The sequence below is a fragment of the Flavobacterium amylolyticum genome (assembly GCF_048284335.1).
Classification (GTDB): domain Bacteria; phylum Bacteroidota; class Bacteroidia; order Flavobacteriales; family Flavobacteriaceae; genus Flavobacterium.
Genome location: NZ_JBLVPG010000001.1, coordinates 111,159 through 124,018 on the forward strand (window position 1 = coordinate 111,159; position 12,860 = coordinate 124,018).

The 12,860-nt window shown below is 33.5% G+C and carries 15 protein-coding genes; 12 read left to right on the forward strand and 3 right to left on the reverse strand.

Annotated elements, in window-relative coordinates:
- Positions 1-11: 11 nt before the first annotated feature.
- A complete protein-coding gene (locus ACNQF9_RS00475) occupies positions 12-353 on the reverse strand; it encodes a hypothetical protein (RefSeq protein WP_417989417.1) in 342 nt (113 codons plus the stop codon).
- Between the two features lie 210 nt (positions 354-563).
- Here ACNQF9_RS00475 and ACNQF9_RS00480 point away from each other — a divergent pair, with 210 nt between their 5' ends.
- The 3 genes from ACNQF9_RS00480 (at position 564) to ACNQF9_RS00490 (ending at position 2,650) form a co-directional block, all read left to right on the forward strand.
- The gene (locus tag ACNQF9_RS00480; RefSeq protein WP_417989418.1) at positions 564-866 is read left to right on the forward strand and encodes an SdpI family protein; all 303 of its coding nucleotides are present in this window, start codon (positions 564-566) and stop codon (positions 864-866) included.
- A 198-nt stretch (positions 867-1,064) separates the two neighbouring features.
- On the forward strand, positions 1,065-1,541 hold the full coding sequence (locus ACNQF9_RS00485) for a cupin domain-containing protein (protein ID WP_417958280.1): 477 nt from the start codon (positions 1,065-1,067) through the stop codon (positions 1,539-1,541).
- A 224-nt stretch (positions 1,542-1,765) separates the two neighbouring features.
- Complete coding sequence (locus tag ACNQF9_RS00490; protein WP_417989419.1) at positions 1,766-2,650, forward strand: alpha/beta hydrolase family protein; 885 nt, start codon at positions 1,766-1,768, stop codon at positions 2,648-2,650.
- A 180-nt stretch (positions 2,651-2,830) separates the two neighbouring features.
- Here ACNQF9_RS00490 and ACNQF9_RS00495 read toward each other — a convergent pair whose 3' ends face one another.
- Complete coding sequence (locus ACNQF9_RS00495; protein ID WP_417958282.1) at positions 2,831-3,178, reverse strand: winged helix-turn-helix transcriptional regulator; 348 nt, start codon at positions 3,176-3,178, stop codon at positions 2,831-2,833.
- A gap of 103 nt (positions 3,179-3,281) precedes the next feature.
- On the opposite strand from ACNQF9_RS00495, the gene ACNQF9_RS00500 reads away from it, so the two are divergent.
- The 8 genes from ACNQF9_RS00500 (at position 3,282) to ACNQF9_RS00535 (ending at position 9,080) form a co-directional block, all read left to right on the forward strand.
- A complete protein-coding gene (locus ACNQF9_RS00500; protein ID WP_417989420.1) occupies positions 3,282-4,022 on the forward strand; it encodes an SDR family oxidoreductase in 741 nt (246 codons plus the stop codon).
- 280 nt (positions 4,023-4,302) lie between these two features.
- Positions 4,303-5,043, forward strand: a complete 741-nt coding sequence (locus tag ACNQF9_RS00505; protein WP_417989421.1) for an SMI1/KNR4 family protein — start codon at positions 4,303-4,305, stop codon at positions 5,041-5,043.
- Between the two features lie 197 nt (positions 5,044-5,240).
- Positions 5,241-5,663, forward strand: a complete 423-nt coding sequence (locus tag ACNQF9_RS00510; RefSeq protein WP_417989422.1) for a putative quinol monooxygenase — start codon at positions 5,241-5,243, stop codon at positions 5,661-5,663.
- Positions 5,664-5,943: 280 nt separating this feature from the next.
- A complete protein-coding gene (locus ACNQF9_RS00515) occupies positions 5,944-6,363 on the forward strand; it encodes an organic hydroperoxide resistance protein (protein ID WP_417958287.1) in 420 nt (139 codons plus the stop codon).
- Between the two features lie 129 nt (positions 6,364-6,492).
- Positions 6,493-6,936 carry a MarR family winged helix-turn-helix transcriptional regulator gene (locus ACNQF9_RS00520; RefSeq protein WP_417989423.1) on the forward strand — a complete coding sequence of 148 codons (444 nt, stop codon included), beginning with the start codon at positions 6,493-6,495 and terminating at the stop codon, positions 6,934-6,936.
- Positions 6,937-7,348: 412 nt separating this feature from the next.
- Positions 7,349-7,909 carry a YdeI/OmpD-associated family protein gene (locus ACNQF9_RS00525; protein ID WP_417989424.1) on the forward strand — a complete coding sequence of 187 codons (561 nt, stop codon included), beginning with the start codon at positions 7,349-7,351 and terminating at the stop codon, positions 7,907-7,909.
- Positions 7,910-7,941: 32 nt separating this feature from the next.
- Positions 7,942-8,334, forward strand: a complete 393-nt coding sequence (locus ACNQF9_RS00530) for a ribosomal maturation YjgA family protein (protein ID WP_417958290.1) — start codon at positions 7,942-7,944, stop codon at positions 8,332-8,334.
- A gap of 155 nt (positions 8,335-8,489) precedes the next feature.
- Positions 8,490-9,080 (forward strand): hypothetical protein, encoded by a 591-nt coding sequence (locus tag ACNQF9_RS00535; RefSeq protein ID WP_417989425.1) that lies wholly within the window; start codon positions 8,490-8,492, stop codon positions 9,078-9,080.
- Positions 9,081-9,141: 61 nt separating this feature from the next.
- Here ACNQF9_RS00535 and ACNQF9_RS00540 read toward each other — a convergent pair whose 3' ends face one another.
- Positions 9,142-9,609 (reverse strand): hypothetical protein, encoded by a 468-nt coding sequence (locus ACNQF9_RS00540; RefSeq protein ID WP_417989426.1) that lies wholly within the window; start codon positions 9,607-9,609, stop codon positions 9,142-9,144.
- Positions 9,610-9,888: 279 nt separating this feature from the next.
- On the opposite strand from ACNQF9_RS00540, the gene ACNQF9_RS00545 reads away from it, so the two are divergent.
- On the forward strand, positions 9,889-12,726 hold the full coding sequence (locus ACNQF9_RS00545) for a M16 family metallopeptidase (protein WP_417989427.1): 2,838 nt from the start codon (positions 9,889-9,891) through the stop codon (positions 12,724-12,726).
- Positions 12,727-12,860 lie beyond the last annotated feature (134 nt).

A 12,860-nucleotide genomic window follows, 5' to 3' on the forward strand; every position in this document is an offset into this window, starting at 1 on the left:
ATGCAGGATTGCTACAATTTGCTTTCAGAATAACTTTCTTTTACAAATTTGTCAATTTCATTTATTATCCAGCCAGTTAAATATGCTTGAGGTTCGTCATTTACTCGGTCTAATTGTATTCCGCACTTTAGATAAATAGAATTAACAATATGAACAACCTCGTGAGCAATAATAGAGCATTCAATCTTTTTCAAAGCTATTACATATTCGCCTTTTTTATCAAAACAAACACCGTCATATTTGCTATTTCCTATTTTAGTTTTGAATAATTTATCTACTTTTTTAAAATCATCTGTAATTACGATTGTAAGTTTATCAAAGTAAATTGGAATGTTTATTGTTCTTATTTTCATAATAAAATTTGTTTTTAACCATTCACAACCCCGCATAACAGCTAGTAAGAAATAGTCGGGCATCGTGATTAATTGATTAATTTGTTTGTACTTGGATTATTTAGGCTAGTCCGAAATATGGATCATTCTAATCCCGACCATCGCCTACTAGCGGGACGTTACCAGAAATGGCCACAAATATTGCTCTAAAAAAACATTAAAAATTAAAATATGATACCAATACTCTCAATATTGTTGATTTTTGCAATTATCCTTAAATTTTTTACGCCAAAAAAACCAAATTATTTATTTGGCTATCAGTTGGGAAGTGCAAAAAAAAGTGTCGAACATTGGAAGATTGCGAATAGATATGCATCAAATTATATGATTGTAATCTACGGACTAATTTTAGGGTTAGCTTTAATTTTTGATTATCAAAAGTATGATGGAGAAATTTTACTTTTAGTACCACTTGTTGTTGGATTTATTATAATGTATTTTAGTATTGAAAGAAGCTTAAAAAAAATAGATTAAGCCACTTCTGCTAACAGCCGTTTGGTGAGATTGGGGTTTTAGGCATACTTTAAAGTTGGTCTTGTATTTGGAAATTTTGTGCTTAACCGAAATATTAATCTTAATTTAGTCCCTAACCTCGCCAAGAAGCGGGACGTTAGCAGTAAGCTTAAAAAATCTAATGCAAGCAAAAAATATAAAACCTTTAAAAATTATAAAATGAAAAAATCAATTTTAGTCCTATTTATTTTAGCCTCAATATCGGCATTTTCCCAAGATGCTGAATATAAAATTTCCACATATCTTACAAAGGGTACTAAAGCACCCAATACTCACTATATAGGAGAGGCTTGGCTGAATGCTATTATTCACGATGATGCCGAATTCGGTTATAACATAACAAAAGCAACCTTCAAAGCCAACTCAACCTTGGATTGGCATAAACATAGTACTGCACAACTCTTAATAATCGTAGATGGAGAAGCCTATTATCAAGAAAGAGGAAATGAACCTATAATTCTAAAAGAAGGAGATGTAATTAAATGTGAGAAAGATATCGAACATTGGCATTCATCCACCAAGTATAGTGATGTAACTTATTTGGCTTTATACGGTGGTGTACAACCAACTACTTGGACTGAAGTAGTAACATTAGAATATTACGATGAAGTATCGAAAAAACTAAAAAATAATTGATAATCATCAAATTTTGTAAATCAAGATACTTGAACCAAAAAGCCAGCGTACGACACCCATTTTGAGCTAGCTGGAATTTAGTGGAATTACAGTTTCGCATCAAGTTTTCGTTAAGCCGAAAATTGAGTGTTTACGAACTTCCAGCCATCTCAAAGTGGCATAACGTTATAAGCAATGCTAACGAAGACCAAGACAGTTAAAAACAATTTTTAAATTAAACCAAAATGTACATTAACTTATTTCTTTGGTTATTAATAACTTTACCAGAAATGGTATTTTCTCAATCGGCCGATTTTACCATTCAAGATGTAAAGTTTGAAAGTCAAGGCGTCACTCTTGCAGGCTCGATTTTTACGCCTAAAAAAACACTTGCAGCAGTTGTAATTGTTCATGGGTCTGATCCTGTAAAAAGAGAAATGGAGTTCGCTAAACGTCTTGCCAAAGAAGGCATTGCAGTATTGACATATGATAAACGTGGAGTTGGAGAATCAGGCGGTGTGTATGTAGGACCATCTGTTGGCACGAATAATATTGATAATATTAATCTTAATTTATTATCTCAGGATGCAAGTTCTGCAGTAAATACATTTCGAACCTATTTCAAAGATAAAAAAATACCAATTGGATTAGTTGGCTTCAGTCAAGCAGGATGGATAATCCCAATTGCTGCAAGTAAAAATCCGTTAATAGAATTTATGGTTTTATTTAGTTGCCCAACAATTACAACTTTGGAACAACTTAGATTTCAGTTTTATACCAATGGGAATAATAATTTTTGGGGAAATCACACTGAAGCAGAAGCACGTGAACATATCAAAAATGATTCTGACAGGTATCAATTTACAGCTACTGACCCAAAGATTTCCTTGAATACTCTTTCAATTCCGGGACTTTGGCTTTTTGGTGAGAAAGATATACAGATTCCAGTAAAGTTATGTATGGAGCAATTAAATACATTGAAAGCTCAAGGTAAACCTTTCGAATATACCTTGTTTCCAACATTAGGACACAATACTACTTCCGGCAATATTACAGCACCAGTTGATATTTCAATTCAATGGATAAAACAGAAAGCTACGAACATTCAGAAGTCTAAAGTATTAAAATAAAGCACTTCCTACAACAGCTACTACAACGGATTTGGGCAATTGGCTTAATGGAAAGTTGGTTTTGTAGTTGGAAATTTGTGCTCAACCGAAAAATAAATCTTAAATCAGTCCCAAACCCAAACCCTGCCATACCTCGGGACCTTTGCAGCAATGGCAAGACGACACCCAACAAAGCAGAAATTACACCTCTACTATTTGTTTTCGGTGTGCAATTCCCCAATCTGTTAGATTATTGATAATGTTTTTTAACGTTTTTCCGTGTTCCGTAAGTTCATACTGAACCGTTATGGGTTGTGTGTTTAAAACGGTTCGCTTTACCAATTTATTTATTTCTAATTCCTTTAACTCCTTACTTAACATTTTGTTTGAAACACCAACTACGTCATTCAAAATATCAGAAAACCGTCTTTTGTTATAATAGCAAATAGAGGAAATAATTGCTATCTTCCATTTTCCATTTAGCACATGCATGGAATCTTGGATTGCCATCATATTTTTCTTGTTTTGCAAACATTGATTTTCTTCCATAGGTTACTTTGTTACTTCAAGGTTACTGTTACTTTTAGTTACAAAGTTACAAAAATATATTTATTCATTCTACATTTGTGCTTCACTTTAAAAAATATATAAAATGAATTTCACAAACAAAAATGTAGTCATAAATGGTGGAAGCACTGGAATAGGATTGGCAACCGCAAAAGCGTTTATCAATGCAGGAGCAAACGTATGGATTACGAGTAGAAATGCTGAAAATTTGCAAAAAGCAGCAACAGAAATCAGTAGTGATAAATTGAAAACCGTAGTTTCAGACACATCAAATTTAGCAGGTATTGTGGCTTTAGAAAAAGCAGTTGCGGAAAGCGGAAGTAAGTTAGATGTTCTATTCCTGAACGCAGGGATTGGCATTTTTGCCCCAATTCAACAAGCGACAGAAGCCGATTTTGATGCCCAATTCAACACCAATGTAAAAGGATTGTATTTCACTTTGCAAAAAATGATACCCTACCTGAAAGATGGAGCTTCTGTATTATTGACTTCCTCTACTGTTGCAACAGCTTCCGGAATTAATAGCAGTATCTATTCGGCAACTAAAGGAGCTGTAAACGCTATTGGGCGTATCGCAGCAAATGAATTGGCAAGCAGAAAAATTAGAGTAAACATTGTGAGTCCAGGACCAGTTCAAACACCAGGTTTAGACAAAGCTGCCTTTGATGCTAAAGAATATTTGGCATCGGTTACGGCTTTACAAAGACTTGGAACGGCAGATGAAATTGCAAAAACAGTACTGTTTTTAGCTTCTGATGATGCAAGTTTTATTACAGGAACAGAGATTTTAGTTGATGGTGGTGCTATCAACTACGCTCTAAAATAAATCATTAATGACAACTTCTTAGCACTAAAAGCCACAGATACGGAAGTTATCCGTGGCTTTTTTTATAGGACAATAACCTTTAAATTGTGAATGAAGACCACTTCTAACAACACCAGTTTTAAGAAATTGGGGTTAAGGACTTAATTTAAAGTTTGTTTTGTATTTTTTGATTTTCAGTGCTCAATTGAAAATTTCGGGATTACAAATCCCCAACTTCTTAAAACCAGTAAACATTAGTGGAAAGCATAACCGAACTTACTTAAAAATAAAATCCTAAAATATGACAGCAACTGAACAGCTTAAATCCATTTTGACAGAGAACTATATTTCTGAAGATGGAAATGAATACACAGTTGAACTTAAATCTGGATTGACGGACTTACAAATTGATGTATTAGCAAAACAAGCTCCAACCGAGAAAATTCCAAGTGAAATTAGAGAACTACTAAAATTTACAAAAGGTTTTGAATTTTATGGACTTGAAGAAGTTACATTTGACGGAATTGGACAATTTGGCTTTGAAGCGTTTTTTCCAAATTCTGTACAACTTACAGGAGACGGATTTGGGAATTTTTGGATTTTAGACGTTAACAAAAATGGAAATTGGGGAAACGTATTTTATGTATGTCACGATCCAGCAGTTATAGTTAAGCATTCAGATAACTTAACACAATTTATTGAACACGTGAATGACTTTGGAAAAAATGGCAATAAATCTAATCTTGACATAATTCACGAGAAAGTTATTATGGATATTTGGAATAAAGATAATGGATTTATTGAACTTGAAAGCGCTAGGCAATCAAACGATACAACTTTAAAAAAGTTTGCATTATTACTTCCAGACAATTTTGTTATTGCCGACTTGCGAAATAAACAAAACCAAAGTGGTTTTGCTTGGGGGAAGTTCGGTCCGAACATTGACAAAGCTACAAGACACGAAACAGAATTGATTTGGGGAATTGAAAAACCAATTAAAAAAAGTTTTTTTTCAAAACTATTCGGAAATAAACATACCTAAAATACCAGCAGGTAACAGCTACTACAGCGGATTTAGAAAATTGGCTTATTGGAAAGTTGGCCTTGTATTTAGGATGATTTGCTTTGCCTGTTCGCTATCGCTCGGGTGGCAAATCCGAAAAATAAGTCTTAACTTAGTGCCAAACTTCGTAAAGTCACAGGACCTTAGGGGCGAGTAATAAGAAAAACCGAACTAGCATGAGACATTTACAAATCTTACGAACACTGGTACTGATTATTTTAATTTGCACTTCCTGTGCACAAAAGCAAATTATAAAATCTGGAAATAAATCTGAAGATATGATGATCAGAATCTCCGAAATTCAAGTCGTTCATGAACATTTAGGGGAGTATATTTCAATCTTGAAAGAGGAAGCTGAGGCATCCGTTAGATTGGAATCTGGAGTAATATCAATATATCCAATGTTTCAAAAAGAAAATTTAACTGAAATTAGAATACTGGAAATCTATGCAAACAGGAAGGCTTATGAATCGCATTTACAAACGCCACATTTCAAACATTACAAAACATCAACATTGAAAATGGTAAAGGCATTGAAATTGATAGATATGAATGCTATTGATAAAGAAACGATGCAACTGATATTTAAAAAACTATAGTAAATGACTACTACTTCGCCTGCCGCTAACAGCTGCAACGATAGATGCGGGCAATTGGCTTAATGGAAGTTGGTTTTGTATTTGGTCTGAGATGAAAAATCCGAATAATGGGCTAAATTTAGTCCTAAACTCGCTTCAGTAGCGGGATGTTAATGACAAGTGAAGCTAACTATAATGAACAAGTAGATAAAATATATAAAATCATTGAAACCGATTATTAAAATATTATTTATATATTTGTATCGTTTACGATATAATCGTAAACGATAAAATTTAAATTATGAAAACATTGTATGAAACCAGCGCCACGGTAACGGGGGGAAGAAATGGAAAAGTAACAAGCGAAGACGGTGTGTTAGAACTTGAAGTAAGAATGCCAAAAGAATTAGGAGGTACACAACAAGGATTTACAAATCCAGAACAGCTTTTTGCAGCAGGATATGCATCATGCTTTGACAGTGCACTGAATTTAGTCATGAACCAAGAAAAAATTAGACCAGAAAACCCTTCTTCTGTAAAAGCAACTGTGGGACTTCAGTCGGACTCAAAAGGTGGGTTTCAACTTGTCGTTTCGTTAAACATTTCAATTCCTGGTATTGAAAATCAACTAGCTAAAGAGCTGGTGGACAAAGCACATAAAATATGCCCTTACTCGAATGCCACTCGCGGAAACATTGACGTTGAATTAAATTTGAATTAAAATAAACAATAAAAAGTCAGCTTTGGATTAAAACATTACTAGTTTACCTTGTAATTAGTTTTAACCTAAAGCTGATTTACTTTATTTATAAATAGCTTCAAAATATAAACGGGTCAAATAAATAGTTTAATGGAAAATGACGAAACAAGGGAATCACTAAAATTAGAGAATCAATTATGCTTTCCATTGTATGCGGCTTCGCGTCTGGTTACAAAATGCTATCATCCTATTCTTGATAATTTGGGAATCACATATCCGCAATATTTGGTGCTTATCGTTTTATGGGAATCGGACACTGTGAATGTTAATTACCTTTCAGACAAATTAAAGTTACAGTCAAACACGCTAACGCCATTATTAAAAAGAATGCAGGAAATGGATTTAGTAAGCCGAGTGCGCTCTAAAATAGATGAGCGCAATGTCATTATATCATTAACTGAAACGGGAAACTTAATACAATTGAAAGCCTCAATTTTACAAAAACATTTATCCGATAATGTTGGACTTACGAGTCAAGAAGGTATTGACCTTCATCGCTTATTGAATAAATTAATTCAAAATATAAAAACCTAATCGTCTTAAAAAACATAATAAATGCAAAGTCTTCCATGCTCAATTAGCGCATTGTAGACTTGCTAATCCCACAAATTTCTTTTACGTGTTTGACTCTAAATGTAAAAATTCATATTCCCACTTTGCTGACACAACCCACTCGTTTGCAACGTTATGTAAAATATGCCTAGACTATTAAGTAACTAACACATTGAAAACAAAAAATGTTGATTTTCTATCAAGCCACTACCAATAAAGAACTTATTAGAAATTGTATGGTAAATGATTTTATTATTTATATCATAATTCCTAATTAGAATAAGCACAGGGCGAAAAACTGCGCTAATGATTGTTTTTTAAAGAAACAATCAGCATGGTTGTGAAACTCTTTTTTTGTATTTTTCTCAACAAATTAATAAACTTAGTCTTTAAAATGACACCAACCTTTTTTGCAACACAAGCCGAATTTAGAGAATGGTTAGAAAAGCATTACAAAAAAGAAACCGAACTATTAGTTGGTTTCTATAAAGTGGGTAGCAACAAACGCTCAATGACTTGGTCGCAATCTGTGGATCAAGCACTGTGCTTTGGCTGGATAGACGGCGTACGTAAATCAATAGATCATGAAAGTTACAGCATCCGTTTTACACCCAGAAGAAGCAACAGTATTTGGAGCGCTATCAACATCCGAAAAGTAGAGGAGCTCAATAAATCCGGACTAATAACACCCGAAGGCCAAAAAGCATTTGATTTACGTACAGAGAGCAAATCCCGTATTTATTCTCACGAAAAAAAAGAAATGGGGATCCTTTCGCCGAATTATGAAAGTCAATTCAGACTGAACTCCTTAGCATGGGACTTTTTCAATACACAAGCTCCATCCTACAAAAAGGTAATGATACATTGGATAATGACTGCTAAACAAGAAAAGACCAGAATATCAAGGCTTGAGAAAACAATAGAAATAAGTGAACACCAAAAAAAAATGGAGTAAAAATAAAACAATCAAATCACTAACCAACTAATATGTTTCAATTCAACCCGAAATATTTTGCATATACTATTTTACTTTTTCTAATAGAACTAACAATTGCTTTGTTTGTGCATGATACCTTTATAAGACCTTATTTTGGAGATTTCTTAGTTGTTATTTTACTGTATTGTTTTCTAAAATCATTTATAAATGTAACGGTTTATATTGCCTCAGGTAGTGTATTGGCCTTTTCATTTGCTATAGAAATCGCCCAATATTTAAATATGGTTGAAAAACTAGGCTTGCAGGAGTCTAAAATCACTACCGTTATTCTTGGGAATTCCTTTGCATGGGTAGATTTACTTGCTTATATTTTAGGTATTCTGACGGTTATTGCCATTGAAAAAAATCTATTAAAACGAAAGAATAAAAGAAAAGTCGTTTAGCCTATTAACACTTTATCAGTACGGTTCACTAGTAGTATCACATACTGTTTTTTTTTATAACTTCGTTAAAAGTATTTTAAAGTAAGTGAACTCAAATCAAGTGAAGAAGTCAACAAATCCAATTTAAAACAACCTAACTTATAAACTTAGCCACTATGAATGATAGAATGTTCTTTAAGACCCGTTTGTATTGTACTGGAATTGCAACAATTGCAATAGGATCACTTTTAATTTGGAACCATTATCATGGTGGTGTTCCAAGCCATCATATATTGGCTCGGGAAGATTTGCCTGAAATTTCAAATTGGTGGGGAGCGCTTTTAATTCCATTTCTTACATGGTTTTTGCTCTATCGGATTCAAATCAAGTTTAACGACACCAAACATGAAAAATCACAAAAATCAAAGCTTTTTAAGCACATTTTTTACGGGTTCATAGGCGCACTATCTTTTGGAATACTACTTTCGCTCTTTTTCACTCTTGGTTATACTGAGATACCCGGTTATATGCTCATTGGCGTTTTTATATTGGCCCTGTTTTTTCCAATTTATAAGGCCGAATGCATTCTGGGGTTTGTGATTGGCATGACCTATACTTTTGGTGCTGTTCTTCCTACTGGAGTCGGATCTCTATTAGCCCTATTTGGTATGGTCCTCTATTTAGGCATTAGACCAGTGGCATTGTATATTACAACGCAGGTACTGCATTTTGCAACATCAAATCTATCCAAGCCTAACGGGAAATAAAATTTATCTACACTATTAAAGGTTTAAAAGCAAAGGGATTGATTCAGAGTTTAACGCCAAATTAAAAAATACCCAATCGTACCCTTGGAGTATTGATGCGAACCGGTGTGCTTATTGTAGCCCCACTAGATCTTGTCTCATAATTACTTCTGCTATTATAGTCATAATAATAAAATCTTGCATTCCTGTAATAATAGTCGCTGTGATGATCGTGATCACAATAGTTGTTGTGTTGCGAATACGACTCTTTTTTACCTTGAATATAAACTCGGTAAGCTTTTCTGTTATTTTTCTTTAATTTTTTTTCGTATTGCTTTTGTTCCTCCCAGAAAACTTTATCTTCATTACTATTTTCTGCTTTAAATTCTTGCTCATATTTAGCATCCTCTGCAGCTCGTTGCTCATAATATGATAGAAATTCTTGTTTGGTATCGTTTTGATTGTCAGCAGTAACTTTCGCTTTTTGTGCAGTTACATTTATGGAAAAACCAAAGGCAATCAAAATAAATAAGGCTTTAAATGGGTTCATAATTTTTAATTTAGTAATTAATATGATATTGATGTACTACCAACTTTCACTAATAAGACAACTATAAAACCGTTTACCCTACTTTCTTTTTAAATTATAATTTTAATTTAATCGCTAAGCAGCACTTATAAAGCGGTGAGTGAATTTTATTTTTTGACATTGTTGCTCATTATTTTGGTTTTAACCTAAACTTCTGTATTTTATTATTTAATTTTCATACTTTAGTTCCATAAATAAATCATATTCTTTCACAAAATAACTTCTTACTAAATTTAAAAAATGAAATCAAATCAGTTATTATTTTTTTATTTTATACTTCTTAGTGCGTTCTCCTCGTATTCTCAAAATCAAAAATCAAACGATTTCAAAGTTGAATTTGAAAAATTTACTTTAGAAAACGGATTACAAGTAATTTTACATATTGATCGATCGGACCCCGTTGTTGCAGTTGCTCTAACAAGCCATGTGGGTTCCGCAAGAGAAAAGGCTGGTCGTACCGGATTTGCACACTTATTTGAGCATTTGCTTTTTTTAGAATCTGAAAACTTAGGTAAAGGAGGCCTTGACAAAATGAGTGCGCGAATTGGTGGCGCTGGTGCTAATGGTTCTACAAGTCGAGATCGTACTAATTATTTTCAAACCGTACCCAAAGATGCATTAGAAAAAATGATATGGGCAGAGGCCGATAAATTAGGCTACTTTATCAATACAGTAACTGAACCTGTTCTTGCAAAAGAAAAACAGGTAGTTAAAAATGAAAAAAGACAGAGTTATGATAACAGACCCTATGGACACAATTTTTCGGTAATCTCAAAAAATTTATATCCTCCTACACATCCCTATAATTGGGATGTAATTGGTTCCTTAGAAGATTTACAAAATGCTACCCTTGAAGATGTTAAAAATTTCTACAATCGCTGGTATGTACCTAACAATGTTACGCTCACCATTGCAGGAGATTTTGATATCAATCAAACTAAAGCATGGATTGAAAAATATTTTGGAGAGATCAAACGAGGTGAAAATATTCCTAAAATAGAGAAACAGCCCGTAATGCTTAGTGAAACTAAAAAATTATATTATGAAGATAATTTTGCTCGTTTACCTCAACTGACATTAACATGGCCATCCGTTTATGAATACCATCCAGATAGTTACGCGCTAGAAGTATTGGCCAACTATCTTTCAAAAGGGAAGAAAGCCCCGCTATACAAAACACTCATAGAAGACAAAAAATTAACTGATGCCGCTGATTTGTTTCAATACAATTCAGAAATAGCAGGGCAATATATGCTAAATATTACTGCTTTTGAAAAAATAAATTTAAATACAGTCCTGAATGGTGTTAACGAAGCTTTTAAAGACTTTGAAGCCCAAGGGATCTCACAGGAAGATTTAAACCGTATTAAAGCGGGTCAAGAAACTGCTTTTTACACCAATTTATCCAGTGTATTGGGGAAAGGATTTCAATTAGCACAGTATGAAATTTTTGCAGGAACTCCAGATTATATTAATCAGGATGTGAAAAACATTCTTGCCGTAACTACTGAAGATGTAATGCGGGTATATCAAAAATATATAAAAGGAAAACCTTATATTGCCACCAGTTTTGTACCAAAAGGAGGTGCTAATTTAATACTCGAAGGCTCCACTTTAGCAACCGTTGTTGAGGAAAAAATAATTGACGGTAAAGAAGATTCGTTTGATGCCAGCATAACAGCAACTTATAAAAAAACGCCTTCAAAATTTGACCGAAGTATAGAACCAGCTTATGGTAAAAGCCCGGATGTTAAATTACCATCAGTATGGAAAAATGAATTATCTTCTGGTCTAAACGTTTTGGGAATTGAAAATTATGAAGTCCCACTTGTCCAGTTTCAGTTACAAATAAAAGGGGGAATGCTACTTGAAAAAAACCAAAAAGTAGGTATTTCTAATATGTTGGCTGAATTGATGACAAAAGGAACAAAAAATAAAACTCCGGAGCAACTCGAAAATGCTATCGAAAGCCTTGGAGCCACAATCAAAGCTAATGCAACTGATGAAGCAATCTTTATTTCAGGGAATACCCTGGCAAAGAATTACAATGCGACTATGGCATTAATACAAGAAATAGTGTTGCAACCCCGATGGGACATCAAAGAATTTGATTTGATCAAACAAAGTACTCTAAGTCAAATTACACAACAGAAAGCAGACCCCAACAACATTGCAAGAAATGAGTTTAAAAAATTAATTCATGGAAAAGAATCGATCTTATCAAACAACCGTATCGGTACAGAGAATTCTGTAAACACAATCACTATTGATGATCTTAAAAATTATTATGTGAATAACATCTCTCCGGTAATTTCCAGTTTTCAAATTGTTGGTGCTGTTTCAAAAAATGATGTGACCAATTCTTTAGCGACCCTAAACAAAAATTGGGAGTCCAAAAAAGTTACTATTCCTCAAATAGCCTTTACAAAAACTGTTACTGCATCAAAAATTTATTTTTATGATGTTCCAGGAGCAAAACAATCCGTAATTAGAATTGGTTATCCGGCACTTGCTGCAACTGACAAGGATTTTTATCCAGCAACTATTATGAATTATCGTTTAGGTGGCGGTGGTTTTGCATCACAATTAACCCAACAATTAAGAGAAGGAAAAGGATATACATATGGTATTGGTTCTTCATTTGATGGATCAAATAACAAAGGCCCATTCACTATTTTTAGCGGTGTTCGCTCTAATGTAACGTTTGAATCCATAAGTTTAATTAAAGAAATTGTAGAACAATATGGTCCACGCTTCAATGCAACAGATCTAGAAGTTACCAAAGGATATTTAATAAAGAGTAATGCAAGAACATTTGAAACGCTATCCGCTAAACTAGACATGCTCTATGAGATTAGCACTCATAAATTTTCAGATGATTACGCTAAACTACGGGGGAATACAGTAAAAAACATTACTATTGAACAAATAAAAAAACTCTCTGAAAAGTACTTAAATTCAAATAAAATGATTTATTTAGTAGTAGGTGATGCTGAAACGCAATTGCAAAAGTTAAATAAAGTTGGTTTTGGAGAGCCAATTCTTTTGAATCGTACTGAGGTAAAAGCTGAAAATTAAACTGTATTAGCCATAAAAAACTATTCTTAGGTGCAGGATAGTTTTAGCCCAGATCGAAGTGAAAAGCCCGGACTGCAAAAAAATAATTTTTCTTGTCCTGAAAGAGCGATTAACGGAAGCTCCTTTCAGGATTT

Coding starts and splice junctions, on each gene's coding strand:
- ACNQF9_RS00475 (WP_417989417.1), bottom strand. CDS start 353: ATGAAAATAAGAACAATAAACATTCCAATTTACTTTGATAAACTTACA.
- ACNQF9_RS00480 (WP_417989418.1), top strand. CDS start 564: ATGATACCAATACTCTCAATATTGTTGATTTTTGCAATTATCCTTAAA.
- ACNQF9_RS00485 (WP_417958280.1), top strand. CDS start 1,065: ATGAAAAAATCAATTTTAGTCCTATTTATTTTAGCCTCAATATCGGCA.
- ACNQF9_RS00490 (WP_417989419.1), top strand. CDS start 1,766: ATGTACATTAACTTATTTCTTTGGTTATTAATAACTTTACCAGAAATG.
- ACNQF9_RS00495 (WP_417958282.1), bottom strand. CDS start 3,178: ATGGAAGAAAATCAATGTTTGCAAAACAAGAAAAATATGATGGCAATC.
- ACNQF9_RS00500 (WP_417989420.1), top strand. CDS start 3,282: ATGAATTTCACAAACAAAAATGTAGTCATAAATGGTGGAAGCACTGGA.
- ACNQF9_RS00505 (WP_417989421.1), top strand. CDS start 4,303: ATGACAGCAACTGAACAGCTTAAATCCATTTTGACAGAGAACTATATT.
- ACNQF9_RS00510 (WP_417989422.1), top strand. CDS start 5,241: ATGAGACATTTACAAATCTTACGAACACTGGTACTGATTATTTTAATT.
- ACNQF9_RS00515 (WP_417958287.1), top strand. CDS start 5,944: ATGAAAACATTGTATGAAACCAGCGCCACGGTAACGGGGGGAAGAAAT.
- ACNQF9_RS00520 (WP_417989423.1), top strand. CDS start 6,493: ATGGAAAATGACGAAACAAGGGAATCACTAAAATTAGAGAATCAATTA.
- ACNQF9_RS00525 (WP_417989424.1), top strand. CDS start 7,349: ATGACACCAACCTTTTTTGCAACACAAGCCGAATTTAGAGAATGGTTA.
- ACNQF9_RS00530 (WP_417958290.1), top strand. CDS start 7,942: ATGTTTCAATTCAACCCGAAATATTTTGCATATACTATTTTACTTTTT.
- ACNQF9_RS00535 (WP_417989425.1), top strand. CDS start 8,490: ATGAATGATAGAATGTTCTTTAAGACCCGTTTGTATTGTACTGGAATT.
- ACNQF9_RS00540 (WP_417989426.1), bottom strand. CDS start 9,609: ATGAACCCATTTAAAGCCTTATTTATTTTGATTGCCTTTGGTTTTTCC.
- ACNQF9_RS00545 (WP_417989427.1), top strand. CDS start 9,889: ATGAAATCAAATCAGTTATTATTTTTTTATTTTATACTTCTTAGTGCG.